Genomic DNA, 21,289 nt, shown 5'->3' on the forward strand with positions numbered 1-21,289 from the left:
GTGTCAGTCACCGTGTCAGTCACCAGTTGGGTCAACTGACACACCGCCTTCGCGAGCAAGCCCGCTCCCACAGGGGGGGTGTGGTGTTGATCAGGCGTTGGTGGTCAGCGGATAGAGCTTGTCATCGAACTGCGACAGCTTCGGAAATTCCAGTGGTTGGTCGTCGCTCAGATGCTGCAGGCGCTGGCCGTAATCAACCAGAAATTGCTGGCGCGCTTCGTCGCTGATGTACGGCACATGCCAGGCCACGAAGGGTTCCAGTACATCAAAACCAACATAAGCCAGGGTTCCGCGCAGGATCGGCCGCAGCATGTCCTCCAGCGGGCCGTGAATCGCGCCCTCACCGAACATGTGTTCACGCCCGCCCAGGGTCACGGTCACCAGCGCCTTCTTCCCAGCCAAACCACCCTGATCATAGAAGCGCTTGCCGCCATAGCAGATGCCCGACACCAGTACCCGATCAATCCAGCCCTTGAGCATGGCCGGGGTGGAGAACCAGAAGATCGGGAAGTTGAGGATCAACAGGTCGGCCCACAGCAGCTTGTCCAGCTCGGCCTGGATGTCCGCCGCCAGCGACTGGCTTTTCACACCCAGGCGTTGTTCCAGGGCATAGACCAGGTACTCGGGGTTTTCCCGATTCGAGAAGTCCGCGTCGCTGGCCACCGGGTTCCAGTTCATTTTGTACAGGTCGCTGACCTGTACTTCGTGGCCCTGGGCTTCAAGGGTGGCGACAGCCTGGTCGCGCAGGGCGGCGGTGAAGGATTGCGGCTCCGGGTGAGCGTGGACGATCAGTACTTTCATGGTGGTTCCTTAGACTTTTTCCAGCGTATTGGTAGTAGGTTTGGAAGCGCGTGCGGCCAGCAACCGGTCGAGCCAGTCGGGGTCCATTTGCGGTTCGGAAGAAAACAGCAGGCCGGTGTAGTCCTGATGTGGCGGGGTGAAAATCTGGCTGCGCGAGCCGTGGTCCACCACCCTGCCCCGTTGCATCACCAATACCTCATCGGCAATCGCCCGAACAGTAGCAACATCGTGGGTGATGAACAGGTATGCGACACCCAGTTGCTGCTGGATGCGGTTGAGCAGTTTCAGCACGCCCTCGGCCACCAGTTGGTCGAGGGCCGAGGTCACTTCATCGCAGATGATCAGCTGCGGATCGGCCGCCAGCGCCCGGGCGATGCAGATGCGTTGTTTCTGCCCGCCGGACAATTCACGGGGCTGACGCTCCATGAAGGTGGCCGGGTCGAGTTCGATCATCTCCAGCAGTTCGGCGACCCGGGCGCGCATGGCCTTGCCCTTGAGCCCGAGGTAGAACGTCAACGGTCGGCCGATGATATCGACGATGCGCTGACGCGGATTCAGCGCGGTGTCGGGGATCTGGTAGATCATCTGGATGCGCCGCAGCTGCTCCTTGCTGCGCTGGCGAAAATCCGCCGGCAATGGCTGGCCGTCGTACAGCACCTCGCCATAAGTCGGCGGCAGCAAACCGGTGATCAACCGCGCCGTGGAGCTTTTGCCGCTGCCGGATTCGCCGATGACCGCCAGGGTCTGACCGCGATACAGCTTCAGGGAAACATCGTGCAGCACCGGTTGCCGGCCGTAACTGGCGCAACTGTTGCGCAGTTCCAGCAGCGGCTGTTCCTGTTGCGGGCAGGCCTTGGGTTCGGTGCGAAAACTGCGCACCGCCCACAGCGACTTGGTGTAGTCCTCCTGCGGGTCGCCGAGCATCTGCCGGGTCTCGGCCTCCTCCACCAGTTTGCCGTGGCGCAGCACCATGATGCGGTCGGCCATTTGCGCCACCACCGCCAGGTCGTGGCTGATGTAGATCGCCGCGCTGCCGTAGGTCGCGACTGCATCACGGATGGCGGCGAGGACTTCGATCTGGGTGGTGACGTCGAGCGCGGTGGTCGGTTCGTCGAAGATGATCAGGTCCGGATGGCAAGCCATGGCCATGGCGGTCATGACTCGCTGCAACTGGCCGCCGGAGACTTGATGCGGATAGCGCTGGCCGATGGTCTCGGGATTGGGCAGACGTAGTACCCGATACAGTTCTACCGCGTCGCGCATGGCCTGGTCGCGGCTCATGCCGCCGTTTTTCACGGCAGTTTCGACGTGTTGATCGATCAGCCGATGGGCCGGGTTGAACGAGGCTGCTGCACTCTGTGCCACATAGGCAATACGCAGGCCACGCAGTTTGCGCAGGGCTTCGGGCTTGGCGTTGAGCAAGTCGATGCCGTCGAAATGCACCGAGCCACCCGTGATCCGGCAGCCGTCGCGGGTGTAGCCCATGGCCGACAGGCCGAGGGTCGACTTGCCCGCGCCGGACTCGCCGATCAGCCCCAGCACTTCGCCCCGTTGCAGGGTCAGGTCGATGCCCTTGATCAGCGGATGCCAGGCGTCTTCGTAATGGCCTTCGATGTGCAGGTCGCGGATTTCCAGCAAAGGTTTTGTGCTCGTCATGTTCAGCATTCCTTGAGACCGCTGGATTTGTGCAGCATCCAGTCGACGACGAAGTTGACGCTGACCGTGATCAACGCCACGGCCAGGGCAGGCAGCAACGGGCTGATGTCGCCGAAGGTGATCAGCACCGCGTTGTCACGCACCATGCTGCCCCAGTCGGCGGTGGGCGGTTGAATGCCCAGGCCGAGGAACGACAGCGCACTGATGAACAGGAACACAAAGCAGAAGCGCAGGCCGAACTCGGCAATCAGCGGCGCCGCGGCGTTGGGCAACACTTCGCGGGTGACCAGCCACCACAGGCCTTCGCCACGCAGGCGTGCGGCTTCAACGAAGTCCTGCACCACCACGTTCATCGCCACGGCGCGAGACAGTCGAAACACCCGGGTCGCATCCAGCAACGCAATCACCAATACCAGCGAAGTCGCCGTGGTGCCGACCACACTGAGAATCAGCAAGGCGAAGATCAGTTGCGGAATGGCCATCAGGATGTCCACCAGTCGCGACAGGCCCTGATCGACCCAACCGCCCTTGATCGCCGCGATCAGACCGCTCAAGCCACCGAGCAGAAACGCCAGCACGGTGGTCAGGAAGGCAATGCCCAGGGTATTGCGCGCGCCATAGACCAGGCGACTGAACATGTCGCGCCCCAGGTTATCGGTGCCCAACAGGAACTGTCCGCCCCACGGCGCAAAGCCCTCGCCCACCACCTGGGTTTCGCCGAACGGCGCCAGTACCGGTGCGAACACGGCCACCAGGATGTAAAGCAGGATCATCAACAACCCGAACTTGGCGCTCAGCGGCGCCCGCCACACTTGTTTCAACAGGCTCATGGTCTACCCCTTCGGATGCATCAGGCGTGGGTTGCTGGCAATCGACAGCACATCGGCGCTGGTGTTGAGCAGGATGTAGGTCGCGGCAAAGATCAGGCTGCAGGCCTGCACCACCGGGATGTCGCGCTTGGCCACCGAGTCCACCAGCAACTGGCCGAGCCCCGGATAGACAAACACCACTTCGACCACCACCACACCGACCACCAGGTACGCCAGGTTCAGGGCTACCACGTTGACGATGGGTGCCAGGGCATTGGGCAAGGCGTGGCGGAAGATGATCCGCGACTGGCTGATGCCCTTGAGCCGGGCCATTTCGATGTAGGGGCTGGCCAGCAGGTTGATCAGGGAGGCGCGGGTCATGCGCATCATCTGTGCGATCACCACCAGGCTCAGGGTCGCCACCGGCAACACCGAGCGTTCCAGTACCGTACCCAACGAAGCGTCCGGCGCCAGGTTGGAAATGCTCGGGAACCAGTTGAGCTTCACCGCGAACACCAGGATCAGGATGTAGGCAACGAAGAACTCGGGGAACGACACCGCGCTCAGGGCCGAGGTGTTGAGCAAACGGTCGAACCAGCTGTTGCGGTACAACGCGGCGAGCATCCCCAGCAGCAGGGCCAACGGCACGGAAACCAGCGCCGCCAGCAGCGCCAGGCTGAAGGTGTTGCCCAAACGCGCGCCGACCAGTTCAGCGATCGGCCGCTGGTTGGCCAGCGACACGCCGAGGTCGCCTTGCAACAGGTGCCAGATCCAGTGGCCGAAACGGGTCAATGGCGGCATATCCAGCCCCAGTTGCGCACGGTAGGCCGCCACGGTTTCCGGGGTGGCCGACTGGCCGAGCATGGCCTGGGCGATATCGCCCGGGAGCATGCCGACCGCTAGAAAAATGATCACTGACACCGCAAACAGCGATAACAGCCCCAATGCCAGACGCTGCAACAGCAGCTTGAAAATACTTCTCATCGTGCGGTTCCTTGAAAATGGGCACGCTTGCATAATCCTGCAAATTTCTACTGTGGGAACACGAACCCCTGTGGGAGCGAGCTTGCTCGCGATAGCGGACTGTCAGCCAACATTGATGTTGAATGTGCTGCCGTCATCGCGAGCAAGCTCGCTCCCACAGTTGATCTCCACAGTTCAACTTTCCGGGTTATGCCTGCCACCAGCGCTCGATCACCCGCAGGCCGTCCAGCTCGCCATACGGCGCAGTCTGTCCGCCGTGAACGACGCGGTTGGAGCGGGCTGCCACGGAGCTGGCGAACAGCGGCACGATCGCCCCGCCCTCGTCCCGGCACAGCGCCTGCATTTCGTTGTACATCTCGCGGCGCAGCGGGTCGTTCATCTCGCCGCGGGCGGCGTTGAGCAGCTGGTTGAAACGCGGGTTGTCCCAGTGGGTTTCGTTCCACGCTGCACCCTTGGCATAACCGATGCTGAACATGCGGTCGGCGGTCAGGCTGCTGTACCAGAACGAAGTGGTGAAGGGTTGTTTCATCCATACGTTGGAGAAGAAGCCATCCGCTGGCTCGCGCACCACGTCGATGTCGATCCCGGCGGCACGGGCCTGCTCCTTGAACAGTACCGAGGCGTCCACGGCGCCGGAATACGCTGCGTCGGAGGCTTGCAGGCGCACCTTGAGCGAATCCAGGCCGGCCTTTTTCAGGTAGAAGCGCGATTTGTCCGGATCGTAGGTGCGTTGTTCCAGCGCGGTGTTGATGAAGCGGCTGCCGGGCTGGATCGGGTGGTCGTTGCCCACCAGGCCATAGCCGTGCAGCACCGAGGCCAGCAGGGTCTCGCGGTTGATCGCATGTTTCATCGCCAGGCGCACGTCGTTGTTCTGGAACGCCTGGCTGTCGGTGAGCATCGGGAAGGTGTAGTGCTGGGCGCCCTTGGTTTCTTCGATGACCAGGTTCGGGTTGCGCTTGAGCAGCGCGACGGTTTTCAGGTCGACCTTGTTGATCACATCCACTTGCCCGGTAACCAGCGCATTGACCCGTGCAGCGCCGTCGGCGATGGCAATCAGTTCGGCACTGGCGAAGTGCGCCCGACCCGGTTTCCAGTAATCGGGGCTGCGTTCCAGGGTCATGCGTACGCCCGGTTCGAAGTCCTTGAGGCGATAGCCCCCGGTGCCGGCGCCGGCCTGCCAGTCCGCCGTGCCATCCTTGCTTGGCATGATCGCCAGGTGGTAATCGGCGACCACGTAGGAGAAATCAGCGTTGCCCGAGTGCAGCTCGAACACCACGCTGTCGCTACCGTTGGCGCTGACCTTGGCCACGTCTCCCAGCACGGTCTTGGCCGCCGAGGTGGATTTCTCGCCGAGGTGATGCTGGATCGAAGCCACCACGTCATCGGCGGTCAGGGTCTTGCCATTGTGAAAGGTCACGCCCTGACGGATTTTGAAGGTCCAGATGCGCGCGTCCGGGGTCGAGGTCCAGCTCTCGGCCAGTTCCGGAATGGCTGTGCCGTCGACGGCAATTTCGGTCAGGGTGTTATAGACCGCCGAGAAACCGACGAAGGTGAAGGTATCGCTCCACGAGCCCGGATCTTTCGAGTCGGTGGTGCTGCCACCGGCCAGACCCAGGCGCAACACGCCGCCGGGTTTGGGTTTGGCTTCTTCAGCGAAGGCGCCAAACGGCAGGCCCATGGAGAACGCCCCGGCCATCGCCGCAGCCGCCGCGCTGTACTTCAAGAAGTCTCGACGCGGGAAGCTGAATTCATGGTTCGCTTGAGTAATCTTGTTTTTGTTATCGCTCATTGCATTGCCCCTGATCAAAAAGCTAATGAATTACCGGTTCAAAACCACGCAAGACACCGGGCCAGGGCCCGGTGCGTACTGCATTCGAATTGCCAGAGATCACACCTGGATCGCCTTCACTTCGACGAACTCGTTCAGCCCCTCCTCACCCCATTCGCGACCGTTACCCGATTGTTTGTAACCACCGAACGGCGCCTGATAATTGAACGCCGCGCCATTGAGGAAGCACTGACCGGCGCGCATCTGACGCCCCAGCTGCAAGGCACGCTCGGCACTGCCGGCCCAGACGCCGCTGGACAGGCCGAACGGCGAGTCATTGGCCATTTGCACCGCTTGCGCCTCATCGGCATAAGGGATCAGGCACAACACCGGGCCGAAGATTTCTTCCTGGGCGATGCGCATGCGGTTATCGACATCGGCGAACAGCGTCGGGCTGACATAGAAGCCGCGCTCCAATGCCGACGGCGTGTCACCGCCGCACAGCAGCCGTGCACCTTCCTGTTGGCCGACCTTGATGTAATCGAGCACGGTGCGTTTTTGCCCGGCCGAACACATCGGGCCGAGAAAGCTTTGCGGGTCGAGGGGATCGCCCATGCGCAGGCTCAGGGTCTCTTGCAGGGCAATTTCCACGGCTTCGGCATAACGGCTGGCCGGCAGCAGCATGCGGGTCAACGCGGTGCAGGTCTGGCCGGAGTTGATCATCACGTCCTGCACGCCGTAGCGCACAGCCGCATCCAGGTCCGCATCCTCGGCGATCAGCAGCGGCGACTTGCCACCCAGCTCCAGGCACACGCGTTTAACTGAAGGTGCCGCCGCTTGCGCAACGCGAACGCCGGCGCCGGTGGAACCGGTGAACGACACCATGTCCACGTCCGGGTGTTTGGCCAGCGCTTCGCCGACTTTCGAGCCCGGTCCGCTGACCAGGTTGAACACCCCGGCCGGCAAACCGATGTCTTCGATCATTTGCGCCAACAGGAAGGCATGCAGCGGCGTTTCCTGGCTTGGCTTGACCACCACGGTGCAACCGGCGGCCAGGGCCGGGGCGAGTTTGCCGATCAACTGGTGCAGCGGGTAATTCCACGGGTTGATGAACGCGCAGACACCCACTGCCTCACGGATTACCAGTGAATTGCCGACTTCGCGCACCTCGTCCATGAGATGAGCCAGTTCGACGTACTGCTCAAGGCCAGCGATCGGCCCGTCGACCTGCACCGAGCGGCACCATTGCACCGGCATGCCCAGTTCAGTGGTGATGACCGCGGCCATCTCATCGGCACGATTGCGCAGTTGATCGGCCAGGGCACGGATATAACCGGCACGCACGCTGGACGGCGTGCGCGACCATGAAGCGAAGGCCCGGCGAGCCGCCGCCACGGCGTTTTCGACATCGAGTTCATCACCCAGCGGAACGCTGCCGCACACTTGCTCGGTGGCCGGGTTGATCACCTCGGCGATGCCCTGCCCCGAAGGTTTCTGCCAGCGACCATCAATAAACAACGCCTTGTGGTTAAGCATGTAGCTGAGCCTCCATCAGTTCTTGGGCACAACGGGCAATGCGCTGGCAGGCATCGCGCAGCGGTTCAGCGCCGACCACCAGGCCGAGTCGGATATGCCCCGCCGCACTCGGACCAAAGGCCTCGCCGGCCAGTACCGACACACCGTGGCGATCCAGCAGACGGTCGGCAAAGGCCTGGGCACTGAGCCCGGTCTGGAGGATATCGAGCATCACGAACATGCCGCCGTCAGGTTTCAGTGCGCGTACGCCTGGGCAGTCAGCGAGGCTGTCGCACACCAGATCGCGACGCTGGCGATAGGCTTCGCGCATGGCTTGCAGTTCCGGCAGGTTGCTTTCCAGCGCGATGACCGCGGCGTCCTGAATGAAATCCGGCGAGCCGTAGAGCATGCACAGCGCGAGGTTTTCCAGGTGCGCGGCCAGCGATGGCGGCGCCACCACCCAGCCCACCCGCCATCCGGTCATGGCGTGGGATTTCGACAGGCTGTTGAGGGTCGCGGTGCGCTCGGCCATGCCCGGCAGACTCGCCGGGCTGACGTGTTCACCTTCGAACAGCAACTCGCTGTAGACCTCGTCGGAAATCAGCCACAGGTCGTGGGCGATGCACAACTCTGCCAATGCGGCCCAGGTGCTGCGCGGCAGACTGGCGCCGGACGGGTTGTGCGGGCTGTTCAGCGCCAAGGCACGGGTACGTGGGGTGATACGCGCGGCGACATCTTCGGGCAACACGCGGAAGCCGTTTTCCGAGCGCACGGGCACCGGCACCACCACGGCGCCACAGGCACCGAACACCGCTTCGTAGGTGACGTACATCGGCTCGGCGACGATCACTTCGTCACCCGGATTCAGCACGCATTGGGCCACGCTGAACAACGCACATTGTGCCCCGGCCAGTACGGTCACCTGATCGGCCGAAACGCTTTGGCCGCTGCGTTGTTGATGACGCCTGGCGATGGCTTCACGCAGGGCACGCTTGCCGCGCACCTCGGCATAGTGAGTGTTGCCATTGAGCAGGCTGTCGATGGCACCCTGCACGATGGGCTGCGGCGTATCGAAATCCGGGTCGCCCACGGACAACAGCAGAATGTCTGCGCCTTGCTCGCGCAAGGCTAGCGCACGGTAATGAATATCCCAGGCGGCAGCGCCATCACCGGCGATTCGTTGAGTCAGATCGGAAAAGCGCATGGCCCCATCCCCTTGAAATACAGATCAGTGCGCACAGGCGTGCTTGAGTTCGATCAGGGTCACGCCGTTGCGCTTGAAGCCGTGGCGCAAGTCAGCCTGCAACTCCGTCAGGTTTTGCGGCTGCGTCACGGTGCAGCCGAACGCACGACCGAGGGCGGCGAAATCCGGGTTGCGCGGCAATACGCCGATGGGCTCGATGTCGAGGCCAAGCATGTCGTCGCGGATTTGCCCCAGCGCGTCGTTGTTCCACAGCAGCACCACCAGCGGGCTGTCCAGCTCTTCGACGGCGGTCGCCAGTTCCTGGGCGGTGTAGAGGAATCCACCGTCACCGACCAGCACCAGTCCCGGACGTTGCGGTGCGCCGAACTTGGCGCCGATCCCGGCCGGCAGGCCGTAACCCAAGGTGCCGTAACCGGTCGGATGCAACCAGCTGCGGATGGCCAGGCTGTCAAAGGCGTAGTTACCCGTATACGCAAGCTGGGTCATGTCGGTGCTGATGAACGCGTTGTCCGGCAGCTCTGCGGCGATACGGTCGAGAATCGATTGATGGATCGACTGCAACGGGCCATGGCTGGCCTTGACCGCTTCGCGCAGTGCGGCGACCGAGGCAATCGCTGCGCTGGCATCACGCACGTCGGACGGCAGGCGCTCAAGCAAACCACTGAGGGTTTGTTGTGCATCGCCATGCAATGCCACTGCGCAGGGGTAGAAGTCGTTGAATTTGCGTGGGTCGATATCCACCCGCAGCAGTTCAGCGTTGAGCGGCAGGCGTTCGCGCCAGTAGTCGGTGTCGGCCATTTCGGTGCCAACCGCCAGCACCACGTCGGCCTTGGCGATCAGGTTCCAGCCCGGTTCCACACACAACGCCGACCCGGCATTGAGTGGCGCATCCGGCGGCAGCAGGCCCTTGCCGGCGACACTGGTAAACAGCGGTGCGGCGAGCCGGGTGCTGATGGCTTGCAGTTCTGAAGTGGCATTCAACGCCCCACCACCGGCGATGATCATCGGGCGCTTGGCAGCGTTGAGTTTGGCCACGGCTTGATCCAGCGCATTGGCAGATGCCGGACCACGACCCGGACGACGCACCACCTCATTGCTCCAGTCACGGGCAATTGGCGCCGACAGCACGTCCAGCGGTACCGAGATGTGCACCGGGCGCGGCCGCTCACTGTCGAACACCGCGTAGGCACGGGCGATCAATTCGGGAAGGTCTTCGGCGGTCAGTGCCACTGCGGAGAACGCGGTAATCGGCGCCGTCATCGCGCGTTGATCCTGACACTCGTGCAGGCTGCCCCAGCCCTTGCCGAGGCTGGCGCTGTGGTTGACGCTGGAAATCACCAGCATCGGAATCGAGTCGGCGTAGGCCTGGCCGATGCCGGTGGCGGCGTTGGTCACGCCGGGGCCGGTGATGACGAAGCACACACCGGGTTTGCCGCTGACCCGGGCGTAGCCGTCGGCCATGAAACTGGCGCCTTGCTCATGGCGGGTCAAGACGTGGCGGATGCCGCTGCCGGGCAAGCCACGATACAGCTCCAGGGTGTGTACGCCGGGGATGCCGAACACGGTATCGACGCCGTAGTTGGCCAACAGACGCACCAGGGCCTGGCCACCGGTCAACGTTTTGCTTTGCATATTCATGTCCTCACTCGTGGCCGAGGCGAATCAACGCATCGACCGCAGTCGTGCCTTGGGCACCGACCAACAATGGGTTCACATCGAGTTCCAGCAACTGTGCGGCGTTTTCGCAGGCGTAATCGGCCACGGCGCGGATCGCGGTCACCAGGGCGTCGAGGTCTGCGGACTCGCGACCACGGAAACCTTGCAGCAACGGCGCACTGCGCAGGCTGAGCAAGGCCTTGCGGATGGCGCCGTCGGTGGTCGGCAGCAACAGGCTGCGACTGTCCTTGAGCAATTCCACCAGAATGCCGCCGGCACCGATCACCAGCGCGAGGCCGAAATCGTTTTCGCGTTTGATGCCGACGATCAGTTCGGCCAGTGGCGGTCTGGCCATTGGCTCCAGCAACAGTTGATTGAAGGCTACGCCCGGAGCGTAAGCGGCAATGCTGCTGTGCATTTTTTCCAGGGCTGCGCTCAATGCCGCGCCATCCTTGAGGTTCAGCGCCACGGCGCCGGCTTCGGTCTTGTGCGGCAGCTGTGCGCTAACGGCTTTCAAGACCAGCGGATAGCCCAGTGATTCGGCATCCTTCAGGGCTTGCTCCGGGGTGCTCAACACGCCGTTTGGCGTCGGCAGGCCAAAGGCTTTCAACGCCTGTTTGGAATCCCATTCATTGAGCAAGCGCCCTTCGCCTTCCAGTGCGTGCGGGCACAGCGGCACCAGTGCCGATTCGCCCAGCGCCAACAAAGCCTGGCGATTGCGCTGATAACCGGCGATGCGTCCCCACGCGGCCAATCCGTCTTCAACGCCCTGCAAAGCCGCGACGCCTTGTGCGTGCAGACGCTCACGGGCATGGGCCGGCAGCAACTCGGGGAAGGCCGAAGTAACGAAACCAGTCTTGCCGTGACGTTGCAGTGCCGCGCAGTACAGCTCCAGCAACAGGTCACATTCCTTGCGCTCGCCGGTGAACTCCGACGGGTAGTCGAGTACCAGCATCGCCGCGTCGGCTTCGGTGCGCAGGGCGCTGTCGAGCATGCGGTTCAAGGCTTCGCCGTCGCCCCAGATGGCCGTGGTGAAGTCCAGCGGATTGACCAGGTTGGCGTAACTCGGCAGCACCTGCGCGAGTTCGCCGACCTGTCCTTGATCGAGCTTCGGCAGGCCCAGGTCGTTGCGTTCGGCGTAGTCGGCAATCAGGCCGGCGTCGCCGCCGGAACAGGCCAGCGCGATCAGGCTATTGCCTGCCGGCAGGTTGCCGCAGGCGGCGGCTTTCAGGGTTTCGACAAAACTCACCGGGCCGCTGACGCGGATCACCCCGAGACGGTCGAACAACGCGTCGTACAGCGCATCGGAACCGGACAGCGAACTGGTGTGACTCAAGGCCAGCTCGGCGCCGATCTGCGACACGCCGGTTTTCAGGGCAATGATCGGGATGCCCTTCTCCAGCGCCTTGTGCGCGGCCCGGGCGAAACCCGGGACGTTTTTCAGCCCTTCCAGGTGCAAGCCGATGGCGGTGACCCGCGGTTCGTCGAGCAGCACGTCCATCAATTCGGCGACGCCCAGTTGCGCCTGATTGCCGACCGAAGCCATGTAGGCCACCGGCAGCGAGCGGTCGCTCATGGACAGGTTGTAGGCGAAGTTGCCGCTCTGGGTCAGCACCGCCACGCCCTTCTCCACCGCTTTGCCGCCGTGGGCCACCGGCCACAGCGCAGAGCTGTGCAGGTAGTCGAGCAGGCCGTAGCAGTTGGGGCCCAGCAACGCCATGTCGCCAGCGGCCTTGAGCAATTGCTGTTGCAGGGCCTGGCCTTCGGCGCCCGTTTCGGCGAAACCCGAGGCGTAGCAGATTGCCCCGCCGGCGCCGATGGCAGCCAGTTCGGCCACGCAGGTCAGCGTCAGTTCGCGGTTGGTGGCGATGAATACAGCGTCCGGGCCGCAAGGCAGCTCGGCAACGCTGCGCACGCATGGCACACCTTCAAGGCTGTCGTGCTGTGGATTGACCAGCCACATTTGCCCTTGGTAGCCACCCTCGGCACAGCGCTTGAGGGCGCGCGCCATGCTGCGGCCACCGACAAACGCGACGTGCTGCGGTGCAAGCATGCGTTTGAGGTTGTCACGAATCTTCTGGGACATGGTTGTTCTCCGGTCCGGTCAGCGCAGCAGCGGCCGCAGCAGCTCGCGGGAAATGATGTGGCGCTGGATTTCCGAAGTGCCTTCCCAGATCCGCTCGATCCGCGCGTTACGCCAGATGCGCTCCACCGGACCTTCGTCCATCAGGCCCATGCCGCCGAAAATCTGTACCGCTTCATCGGCGGTACGGCCGAGCACTTCACTGGCGAACAGCTTGGCCATGCCGGCCTCGCCATCGGTCATGGTGCCCTGGTCCATTTTCCAGGCGGTGTGCAGGGTCAGCAGTTCGGCGGCGCGGATTTGCGTGGCCATGTCGGCCAATTTGAACGACACGCCCTGGTAGGTGCCGATGGGCTGGCCGAATTGCTTGCGGTCCGCCGCCCATTGCAACGACACGTCCAGTGCGCGCTGGGCCTGCCCGACGCAGTTGGCCGCGACCATCACGCGCCCGGCCGTCAGCCAGGCGTTGGCCACATCCCAACCCTTGCCGACTTCGCCCAGCACTTTGCTGGCCGGCACACGGCAGTCGTCGAAGAACATTTCGAAGGTATGGTAACCACGGTTGCTCACGCACTTCGGTCCACGGCGAATGGTCATGCCCGGGGTGTTGCGGTCGACCAGGAACGAGGTCACGGCGTTACGCTTTTTGCCGTTGTGTTCATAGGTGTCGGTCACGGCAAAGACGATGGCGAAATCGGCATGCCCGGCGTGGCTGATGAAATGCTTGCTGCCGTTGAGAATGAAGTCGTCGCCTTCACGCACGGCGCGGGTCTTGATCGCATTGGCATCGGAACCGGCACCCGGTTCGGTCAGGGCGAAACAGTCGATTTTCTCGCCCTGGATGCACGGCAACAGGTAGTCGTTGATCTGGTCGCCAGTGCAGGCCATGAGGATTTTCGACGGCCGCGCGACAAACACGTGCAGTGCCCAGGACACCTTCGACAGCTCACGTTCGATCAGCGCCTGGGACAGGTAGTCCAGGCCACCGCCGCCCACTTCTTCGGGCATGTTGAAGGCGTAGAAGCCGGCTGCAATCGCCTTGCCGCGAATCTGCGCCGCCAGTTCCGGGGAGACCTCGTCGGCGCGGTCGACTTGCTCTTCATAGGGCAGCAGTTCCTTCTCGACGAAGCTGCGTACCGAGTCCACCAACATTTCTTGTTCTTGGGTCAGTTGGAAATTCATGCTGCTACCTGTTGTTCGTGTACTGAAAGAAGTGTGGGAATCAACGGCCGACGAAACGTGCCGGACGTTTTTCCATGGCGGCGCGCAGGGCTTCGTTGCCGTCTTCGCTGCGACCGCACAACAGGCCGGCGGCGAGCTCGGCCTGCAGTTGTTCGGGCAGGCTGCGTTCGGCACCTTCGCGCATGAGTTTTTTGGTCTGGGCGAAAGCGAAGGTCGGCCCGCTGGCCAGGCGTGCAGCGAGTTCACTGACCACGGTCAGCAGCTGATCATCTGCGCAGACTTCACCAACCAGGCCGGCACTCAGGGCACGGTCGGCGCCCCACATTTCGTCGAGGAACAGCAGGCGCTTGGCCTGCTCGCTGCCGATCAGGCGTGGCAGGTGCCAACTGGCGCCGGCATCCGGCGAGTACGCCATGCTGGTGTAGCCGGCCTTGAAGCGCGCCGATTGCCCGGCAATGCGCAGGTCGCAGCACAGGGTCAGGTCCATCCCGGCGCCGACGGCGGTGCCGTTGATGGCGGCGATGGTCGGTTTTTCCAGACTGTGCAGGCGGGTCATCAGGGCGTGGGCGGTTTCGGTCCAGCCATAGGTTTCCAGCGCGCCCCGGGCTTCGGCATCGGCCCATTCGTCGAGGTCGGCGCCAGCGCAGAAGCTGCGGCCACTGCCCGTCAATACCACCACACGCACCGCCGGATCGGCATTGAAACCGTCGAGCAAGGCGTGCAGGTTTTTCAGCGTCGGAATGTCCAGCGCATTGCGCTGGGCAGTGCGATTGAGGGTGATCCAGGCAACGCCTGCTTCGACCTGGCTGAGCAGCGACGATTGAGTGGTCATGGGAATCCTCGAATTATTGTGATTGGTCTGAGGTGATGCGACTTGAGGCCATACTAAACGAGTGTTCAGTAAGGCGGCAATCGGCGGGGAAATGGGCTGTAACAAGCTAAAAAATTCTGTAACACATTGGTTTTATTGAATTATTTATAGATTGGCGAGCGTAAGCCGCTGGCGTTGTTACAACTTCGAACAACTGGCGACAGGACGCCAGTCGCAAATCTTTTGCCCACCATAAAACCAATGTGGGAGCGAGCCTGCTCGCGATGACGGCATCACATTCAACATCTCTGTTGACTGATCCACCGCTATCGCGAGCAGGCTCGCTCCCACAGGGGAGGTGTGTTTAGTTCAAGGCATCAGGCAGTCGGCAAGCTCGGTGCCAGCACGCCCTGACGCTTGCGATGAATCAGGAAGTACGCGCCATAGCACAGCGCAATGAAGCCAAAGCCCCAATACAGCGACGGACGCTGGGTTTCATCCAGGGCCAGGAACACGAACAGCGAGCAGCACAGCGTGATGCACATCAGCGGCAATACCGGGAACCACGGCGCGCGGTATTTCAGGTCGCTGAGTTTGCCGCCGTCACGCAGCCAGGCCTTGCGGAACTTGTACTGCGCCAGGGCGATGACAATCCAGGTCACGGTGCCGGACATGCCGCTCACCGCCATCAGCACCATGAACAAGGTGTCGGCGGCGACGAAGCTGGTCATCAGCGACACCAGCGCGAAGCACAGGGTGATGCTCAAGGCACGCAACGGCACGCCACGCTTGCTCAATGGCGAAAGACTTTTCGGCGCCATGCCGGTTTTCGACATTGCCCACAGAATGCGCGTCGAGGCATACAGGCCGGAGTTGCCCACCGACAGGATCGCGGTGAGGATCACGAAGTTCATCAGGTCGGCGGCGTAGGGAATGCCAACCATGTCGAACACCTGCACGAACGGGCTTTCCATCAAACCCGCCTGCTGCCAAGGCACAATGGCCGACAGCACGATAATCGCCAGCACATAGAAAATCAGCACGCGAAACACCACGTTGCGTACGGCGCGGGGAATGCTTTTTTCCGGCTGGTCGGTTTCACCGGCGGCCACGCCCATGATCTCGCAACCCTGGAACGCGTAGACCACGGTCATCATCACCGCGAACACCGCTGACAGGCCATTGGGGAACAGCGAATCGCCGATCAGGTTGGTCGCCATCGGTGCCGGTGCGCCGCTGCTCAGGGGCATCACGCCGAAGATCACCAGCACGCCGACCACGATGAAACCGAGAATCGCCGCAACCTTGATCCCCGAAAACCAGTATTCCGCCTCACCGAAAGCGCGGGTGGCCATGGCATTGATACCGAACAGCACCACTACGAACAGCGCCGACCAGTACCAGATCGGCACCGTCGGGAACCAACGGGTCATCAGCATGCCGGCGGCGGTGAACTCCAGGCCCACGGTGGTGGCCCAGCTCATCCAGTACACCCAGCCGATCATGAACCCGGTGGCCGGGCCGATGTATTTGGTGGCGTGGGTCTGGAACGAACCGGACACCGGCATCTGCACCGACAGTTCACCCAGGCAGACCATCACCAGGTACATCAGGAAACCCGCGACCAGGTAAGCCAGAATCGCCCCGACCGGCCCGCCCTGATTGATGGTCACGCCGGAGCCCATGAACAACCCGGTGCCGATGACGCCGCCCAACGACAGCATGAAGATGTGCCGGCTCTTGAGGGCACGGGTCAGCTGGATGCCTTTTYGATGGGTGCTGCGATCAGTGTTTTCGTTCATGTCGGCACCTCAGTAGTCGATGAGGTGAGCAGCGCGCGACAGGACGTCACGGCGCAGGGAAGGATCAGCTTTACGGCAATTCATTATTATTATCTCCAATAAGCTTCGAAGACCGCGCTGCGGCGGTTGCGTCGATTATTGGAAAGCCATGTAAGTTCGCGTTGACCGTAAGGATCGAAGTTGTACAAAGTCGTAACAAACTTGTACGTCAGCTCTGCAACAGGCCTTTGAGGGTCTGCAGCGAGTGTTGCAATTGCTCATCCAGCGCGGGGTTCATGTGGCGGATCGCCGATTCATCGTTGCCCAGGGCCAACGTCTCCAGAGACCTGAGCGTCGTGGCCAGTGAGCGAAAACCCAGCGAATCGCAGCTGCCGGCCAGACGGTGCGCCAGTTGCGCGACCTCCGTGCAGTCGTCGGCGGCAATGGCTTCATTCAACGCATCGCGGTGCTGGAGAATCGAGTCGCGCAGCACTGCCAGCAGACTCTGGACCTTTTGCTCGCCGAGCAGGTTGCGATGGGTCTGCAACAGCGGCCAGTCCATTGTCTCATCGCTCAGAAGCGACTCGGCGACGGGCGCATGCCCTTCCAGCACCTGGCGCAGATTTTCCAGCTTCAAGGGCTTGGCCAGGACACCGTCCATGCCGGCCTCCAGATAACCGCGCACCAGCGCCGGCTGCACGCTGGCGGTCAGGGCGAAGATGCGGGTATGGCGGTTCGGCCCATCGATGTTGCGGATCTGTCGGCACAACTCGACACCGCTGATGCCCGGCAGATGCACGTCCAGCAACAACAGATCGAAAGCCTTCGCCGCGCAGAGTTCCAGCGCCTGCTCCGCCTCTTCGGCCAGCCATACCCGGTGACCGTCCCGTTGCAGCAAACCCCTGGCCACTTCGCGGTTGAGCGCCACGTCTTCGACCACCAGGATGTTCAGTGCCGGTCCCGCTGCCCGCACCGGCGCGACTTCAACCGCAGCGCTGGCCGGCTGCAAGGACAGCTCGAACCAGAAGCAACTGCCGCGCCCCACTTCGCTGTCCACGCCGATGCAGCCGCCCATCTGCTCCACCAGATGTTTGCAGATCGCCAACCCCAACCCCGTACCGCCAAAACGCTGGGCCACTTCTTCACTGGCCTGGGTGAAACGCTCGAAAATCTTCGCCTGCATCGCCGGTGCAATGCCGATGCCGTCGTCAGTGACACTGACCCGCAGCCGCTGCCTGGTCTGTTCGCCCGTTTCGCCGAGAAGTGCCACCTCGACGCTGACTTCGCCGCCTTCGGTGAACTTGATCGCGTTGGCCAGCAGGTTGCTCAGCACCTGGCGCAGGAACTGCTCGGCGCCGTGGTGATGTTCGGCAATTCGCTGATCGACCCGGCAACTCAGGATCGTGTCGTTGTTCAGCGCTCGCGGTTCCAACAGTGTCAGCACTTCATCAAGCAACTGGCGCAGCGAGAAATCCACCGGTTCGGGATGGCTGACGCCCTCCTCCAGCTTGGCGAAGTACAGCACTTCATTGAGGATCGTCAGCAAGCCTTCGCCGGCCTTGTGCAAGGCATCCAGGCGTTTGCTGTCCTGGGCATCCAGACGCGCACCGCGCAGCAATTCGGCCATGCCGAGGATGCCATTGAGGGGCGTGCGCAGTTCGTGGCTCATGGTCGCCAGAAACCGCGACTTGGCGAGGTTGGCCGCTTCCGCATCGTCTTTGGCACGCATCAGGCTGGCGGTACGGCGCTCGACCATTTTCAGCAGCTCGTCACGGTTGTCCTGCAAGGCCAGGCGATCGGTTTCCCGGCGCTCGATGTCCCGCAGGATCGCCCGGCGCATGTCGTCCAGGGCGTGGGCCACGGTGTCGATTTCGTCACTGCCGCGGCGCTTGTCCAGATGCAGGGGTTCCTGCCATTCACCGGCGGCAATACGCCGGGCAAACTCGGCCATGACTTTCAGGTGCCGGGTCACCAGTCAATAAAACAAGCCCGACAAGGCAACGGCCAGACCGCATAGAAACACCGCCATCCACAACAGGCTGGTCAACCCGGTGGCGTAGAGACGTTGGTACACCGCTCCCAGATCGGTACTGACCTCCAGTTCGCCCAGATTGCGCAACGGGCCGGACGGCGGCTGATAGTCCAGGGCAAAACGCTCGATACGCAGCGGTCCCGTGGGATCCGGATTGCCCTGTATCAGGTCGAAATCGGCGCTGGTCAAATGCACCCGCGCGACGTCGGAGAAGTCCACCAGCCCGCGCAACTGCACGTTCAGCTGTTCCTGGTTCAAATCCCAGAGGCTGCGTTCCAGGCTGGCCAGATAACCGGCGCGGATCAGTTCCATGCGCGAATCGATGTCGCGCATTTCCCGCCGATACTCGATGTACAGTTGCACGCTGCTTGCCAACACGGTGAAGCACAGGCTGAACAAAAGAATGAACAGCAACAGGCGCCGCAACAGTCCCCCAGGACGCGCACGAATCATTGCGCATCCGCCGGCAGGTGAATCATGTCGCGGTAGGTTACTTCGCTCTCGTTGAGCCAGCGCTCGATGTCACCGGCGTCGACCATGCGTTGCAACTGCGCATCGATCTCGGGCATGCGCTTGGCCAATGGCGAGCGCCGTGACACGGCGACCCGCAAATAATCCACGTTCAATGCCTTGGGCAAGGCAACGATGTCCTGGCCGCCGGGCAGGTTTTCCACGTACAACTGGCCCGTACGCCGCTCCTGGGTGATGAAGTCGATGCGCCCGCGAATCAGCTTGCCGAAGTTCTGGTGGCTGTCGGAGACCCATTCGATATTGTTGTTGCGTGCGACCATGCGATCGAACTCCACACCGTAGCTCTCGCCGAACAACAGGCCGCCACGGTAACGGGCCAGGTCGTCCAGTTGTTCGAATTTCACCGGATGCTGGCGGTTGATGAACAACGCCACTTCTTCACGCAGTACCGGCACCGTCGAGAACAGCATGCTTTGCTCGCGTTGCGCAGTGCTGTAGGCCAGCACCACGTCGACCCGGCCTTCGGCGGCGTCCAGCAGGCAGCGTTTCCAGTTGCCCAGCACGACAATCTCGACCTCGTAACCCAACTGGCCGAACAGGTTTTTCACCACGCTCGGTGCCAGGCCGCGCACCTGTTTGCCATCGCTCCAGGAGATCGGCGGGTACACCGGGTAATCGCAATAGCGAACCTTGTCCGCCGCGACGGCATGGCCGGCCACCAGCATCGCCAGCAGGCAAAGCCATCGCGCCATCAGGCTCAGGCCGCCACGCCGGCGGTGAACAGGTAACCGGCACCGTGAATGGTGATGATCAACTGGGGTTCGGCCGGATCGTCGTGCAACTTGCGGCGCAGGCGCCCGACCAACACGTCGATGGAACGGTCGTTGGGCACCCATTCGCGATTGCGGATCTGGTCCATCAACTGGTCGCGGCTGAGGGTGTGGCCACTGTTGCGCAGGAACACGCTGAGCAACTGATATTCGCCGTGGGTCAGCAGGGTTTCATTGCCGGACGGATCGATCAGGCGCCGACGGTCGGTGTCCAGCGCCCAATCGGCAAACTGCTTGACCGGTTTGGCCGCCGCAACGGCCGGCTGTGGCGTTTGCGCATGACGTACCCGGCGAATCAGGTTTTTCGCCCGGGACACCAGTTCCCTTGGATTGAGGGGTTTGATCACGTAGTCATCGGCGCCGCATTCGAGGCCGACGATGCGGTCGATTTCATCATTGCGCCCGGTGATCAGGATGATCCCGACTTCCGAACGCACCCGCAGCTCGCGGGTCAGGGTCAGGCCGTCCTTGCCCGGCAGGCGGATGTCGAGCATTACCAGGTCTACGGTCTGGCTGGCCAGAAAGGTTTCCGCCAGTTCCGCCGTGGCGGCGCAATGGACGTCGTAGCCTTCCTGGGACAGGTAGGCGTGCAGCAGATCGCGAATCAGCGGATCGTCATCGACGATCAATACCCGAGGAGTCATCGCTTGGTGTCCGGCTCAGGCCCGAAGGCCAGTTTCTTATTAGAGTGTTTTCCTGCATCGGCGCCAGAGAGTATCCAGTGCTGAACGACTGATCAACAGTCGCTCGTCTGTACGCAAAAGCGCTGGCGTCCGCCGGCCTGCAAACCGTCGACCCAGGCCTCGCAAATCTGGATGCCCTGCTCCGGAGTGAAGGTGCCGGGGTTTAGTCCGGACTCCAGCCACAAGCCGTCGAGCAAGGCGCTGAGACTGATGGCGGCGAGGTCGGCGTCGAAGTGTTCCCAGCCCTCCTCCTGGGCCAGTTCCGCCAGCACCTTGCGCAAGATGCCGCGATACTCGCCATAGGAATGATCGTGGGCCTGGTTGATCGCCTCGGCGGTTTTCACCGCGCCCCAGAACGCCAGCCACGCATCGATCAGTTGCGGATCGAGCAATTCGGCGGAAAACGAACCGCGGAAAAACGCTGACAAACGCTCCCGGGCATTCGGTGCGGCTTGCTCCATGGCATCGCGCAACAGGGTCATGACCCGCCCGGTGATTGCCATGTAGGCCTCGGCCACCAGTTCATCCTTGCCGGAATAGTGATGGCTGATCAGCCCCACCGAGACCCCGGCCTCGGCGGAAATCTTGCGGATCGACGCGCCCTGGAAGCCGTGACGCTTGAGGCACACCAGCGTTGCCTCGATCAGGTTGGCTTTGCGCAACTCCGGTTCCATGCGGGAAAAACGGGCTTCCTGGTTCATGGGCGACACGCTCCTTGGTTCAATCGTTTAGGCCTGCGCGGGTTAGCGGCGGGCTGAACGACTGTACAGCAAGAGCGAGCCATTTCTCCAGTCAGTTGCCCGTCTGATAGACCGTGGCGCGCCCATCGCGAGCAAGCTCGCTCCCACAGGGTTTTCTGTTGGTCGCAGATTTTGCGTACGACGCAAATCCCCTGTGGGAGCGAGCTTGCTCGCGATGAGGCAGGCACAAACAACCCGAGATTCCGATCAGTCCCGATACCCAGGCGCCACTCGATCCAGCATTCGCAACAACGCCGCCCACGCCAATTGCATGGCATCCGGA

General features: G+C 62.5%; 15 protein-coding genes and 1 pseudogene. All 16 read right to left on the reverse strand.

From position 1 onward, the window contains the following. Positions 1 to 90: 90 nt before the first annotated feature. The 16 genes and pseudogenes from AB4Z35_RS27595 to AB4Z35_RS27670 all read right to left on the reverse strand — a co-directional run bounded on the left by AB4Z35_RS27595 (position 91) and on the right by AB4Z35_RS27670 (position 20,967). Complete coding sequence (locus tag AB4Z35_RS27595; RefSeq protein ID WP_442100618.1) at positions 91 to 801, reverse strand: NAD(P)H-dependent oxidoreductase; 711 nt, start codon at positions 799 to 801, stop codon at positions 91 to 93. 9 nt (positions 802 to 810) lie between these two features. Then, on the reverse strand, positions 811 to 2,457 hold the full coding sequence (locus AB4Z35_RS27600; RefSeq protein WP_442100620.1) for an ABC transporter ATP-binding protein: 1,647 nt from the start codon (positions 2,455 to 2,457) through the stop codon (positions 811 to 813). A 2-nt stretch (positions 2,458 to 2,459) separates the two neighbouring features. Next, positions 2,460 to 3,287 (reverse strand): ABC transporter permease, encoded by an 828-nt coding sequence (locus AB4Z35_RS27605; protein WP_442100622.1) that lies wholly within the window; start codon positions 3,285 to 3,287, stop codon positions 2,460 to 2,462. Between the two features lie 3 nt (positions 3,288 to 3,290). Continuing rightward, positions 3,291 to 4,250: an ABC transporter permease gene (locus AB4Z35_RS27610; protein ID WP_442100624.1), complete on the reverse strand. Its 960-nt coding sequence runs from the start codon at positions 4,248 to 4,250 to the stop codon at positions 3,291 to 3,293. Positions 4,251 to 4,437: 187 nt separating this feature from the next. Then, positions 4,438 to 6,039, reverse strand: coding sequence for an ABC transporter substrate-binding protein (locus AB4Z35_RS27615; RefSeq protein WP_442100626.1), 1,602 nt, complete (start codon positions 6,037 to 6,039; stop codon positions 4,438 to 4,440). 99 nt (positions 6,040 to 6,138) lie between these two features. Next, positions 6,139 to 7,554, reverse strand: a complete 1,416-nt coding sequence (locus tag AB4Z35_RS27620) for an aldehyde dehydrogenase family protein (RefSeq protein ID WP_442100628.1) — start codon at positions 7,552 to 7,554, stop codon at positions 6,139 to 6,141. Continuing rightward, entirely contained in the window at positions 7,547 to 8,737 is a 1,191-nt protein-coding gene (locus tag AB4Z35_RS27625) for a pyridoxal phosphate-dependent aminotransferase (RefSeq protein WP_442100630.1), read from the reverse strand. The genes AB4Z35_RS27620 and AB4Z35_RS27625 overlap by 8 nt, the downstream gene beginning before the upstream one ends. A gap of 24 nt (positions 8,738 to 8,761) precedes the next feature. Further along, positions 8,762 to 10,369: a 5-guanidino-2-oxopentanoate decarboxylase gene (locus AB4Z35_RS27630; protein WP_442100642.1), complete on the reverse strand. Its 1,608-nt coding sequence runs from the start codon at positions 10,367 to 10,369 to the stop codon at positions 8,762 to 8,764. 10 nt (positions 10,370 to 10,379) lie between these two features. Then, complete coding sequence (locus AB4Z35_RS27635; RefSeq protein WP_442100632.1) at positions 10,380 to 12,479, reverse strand: acetate--CoA ligase family protein; 2,100 nt, start codon at positions 12,477 to 12,479, stop codon at positions 10,380 to 10,382. Positions 12,480 to 12,497: 18 nt separating this feature from the next. Next, entirely contained in the window at positions 12,498 to 13,658 is a 1,161-nt protein-coding gene (locus AB4Z35_RS27640; RefSeq protein ID WP_007981552.1) for an acyl-CoA dehydrogenase family protein, read from the reverse strand. Between the two features lie 40 nt (positions 13,659 to 13,698). Beyond that, on the reverse strand, positions 13,699 to 14,490 hold the full coding sequence (locus tag AB4Z35_RS27645) for an enoyl-CoA hydratase/isomerase family protein (RefSeq protein ID WP_442100634.1): 792 nt from the start codon (positions 14,488 to 14,490) through the stop codon (positions 13,699 to 13,701). A gap of 356 nt (positions 14,491 to 14,846) precedes the next feature. Then, the gene (locus tag AB4Z35_RS27650) at positions 14,847 to 16,271 is read right to left on the reverse strand and encodes an amino acid permease (RefSeq protein WP_442100636.1); all 1,425 of its coding nucleotides are present in this window, start codon (positions 16,269 to 16,271) and stop codon (positions 14,847 to 14,849) included. Positions 16,272 to 16,479: 208 nt separating this feature from the next. Continuing rightward, positions 16,480 to 18,735: pseudogene (locus tag AB4Z35_RS27655) on the reverse strand (ATP-binding protein). Beyond that, the gene (locus AB4Z35_RS27660) at positions 18,732 to 19,505 is read right to left on the reverse strand and encodes a substrate-binding periplasmic protein (protein ID WP_442100638.1); all 774 of its coding nucleotides are present in this window, start codon (positions 19,503 to 19,505) and stop codon (positions 18,732 to 18,734) included. The pseudogene AB4Z35_RS27655 and the gene AB4Z35_RS27660 overlap by 4 nt, the downstream one beginning before the upstream one ends. Positions 19,506 to 19,510: 5 nt before the next feature. Beyond that, a complete protein-coding gene (locus AB4Z35_RS27665; protein WP_442100640.1) occupies positions 19,511 to 20,227 on the reverse strand; it encodes a response regulator in 717 nt (238 codons plus the stop codon). Between the two features lie 92 nt (positions 20,228 to 20,319). Continuing rightward, entirely contained in the window at positions 20,320 to 20,967 is a 648-nt protein-coding gene (locus AB4Z35_RS27670) for a TetR family transcriptional regulator C-terminal domain-containing protein (protein WP_103393523.1), read from the reverse strand. Positions 20,968 to 21,289: the final 322 nt, after the last annotated feature.

Source organism: Pseudomonas sp. KB_15 (genome assembly GCF_052114525.1).
Taxonomy (GTDB): domain Bacteria; phylum Pseudomonadota; class Gammaproteobacteria; order Pseudomonadales; family Pseudomonadaceae; genus Aquipseudomonas.

What these genes read in the sequence shown, in the direction of transcription:
- AB4Z35_RS27595 (WP_442100618.1), bottom strand. Translation starts at nt 801, where the DNA reads ATGAAAGTACTGATCGTCCACGCTCACCCGGAGCCGCAATCCTTCACC.
- AB4Z35_RS27660 (WP_442100638.1), bottom strand. Translation starts at nt 19,505, where the DNA reads ATGGCGCGATGGCTTTGCCTGCTGGCGATGCTGGTGGCCGGCCATGCC.
- AB4Z35_RS27630 (WP_442100642.1), bottom strand. Translation starts at nt 10,369, where the DNA reads ATGCAAAGCAAAACGTTGACCGGTGGCCAGGCCCTGGTGCGTCTGTTG.
- AB4Z35_RS27645 (WP_442100634.1), bottom strand. Translation starts at nt 14,490, where the DNA reads ATGACCACTCAATCGTCGCTGCTCAGCCAGGTCGAAGCAGGCGTTGCC.
- AB4Z35_RS27605 (WP_442100622.1), bottom strand. Translation starts at nt 3,287, where the DNA reads ATGAGCCTGTTGAAACAAGTGTGGCGGGCGCCGCTGAGCGCCAAGTTC.
- AB4Z35_RS27615 (WP_442100626.1), bottom strand. Translation starts at nt 6,039, where the DNA reads ATGAGCGATAACAAAAACAAGATTACTCAAGCGAACCATGAATTCAGC.
- AB4Z35_RS27610 (WP_442100624.1), bottom strand. Translation starts at nt 4,250, where the DNA reads ATGAGAAGTATTTTCAAGCTGCTGTTGCAGCGTCTGGCATTGGGGCTG.
- AB4Z35_RS27635 (WP_442100632.1), bottom strand. Translation starts at nt 12,479, where the DNA reads ATGTCCCAGAAGATTCGTGACAACCTCAAACGCATGCTTGCACCGCAG.
- AB4Z35_RS27640 (WP_007981552.1), bottom strand. Translation starts at nt 13,658, where the DNA reads ATGAATTTCCAACTGACCCAAGAACAAGAAATGTTGGTGGACTCGGTA.
- AB4Z35_RS27625 (WP_442100630.1), bottom strand. Translation starts at nt 8,737, where the DNA reads ATGCGCTTTTCCGATCTGACTCAACGAATCGCCGGTGATGGCGCTGCC.
- AB4Z35_RS27620 (WP_442100628.1), bottom strand. Translation starts at nt 7,554, where the DNA reads ATGCTTAACCACAAGGCGTTGTTTATTGATGGTCGCTGGCAGAAACCT.
- AB4Z35_RS27600 (WP_442100620.1), bottom strand. Translation starts at nt 2,457, where the DNA reads ATGACGAGCACAAAACCTTTGCTGGAAATCCGCGACCTGCACATCGAA.
- AB4Z35_RS27670 (WP_103393523.1), bottom strand. Translation starts at nt 20,967, where the DNA reads ATGAACCAGGAAGCCCGTTTTTCCCGCATGGAACCGGAGTTGCGCAAA.
- AB4Z35_RS27665 (WP_442100640.1), bottom strand. Translation starts at nt 20,227, where the DNA reads ATGACTCCTCGGGTATTGATCGTCGATGACGATCCGCTGATTCGCGAT.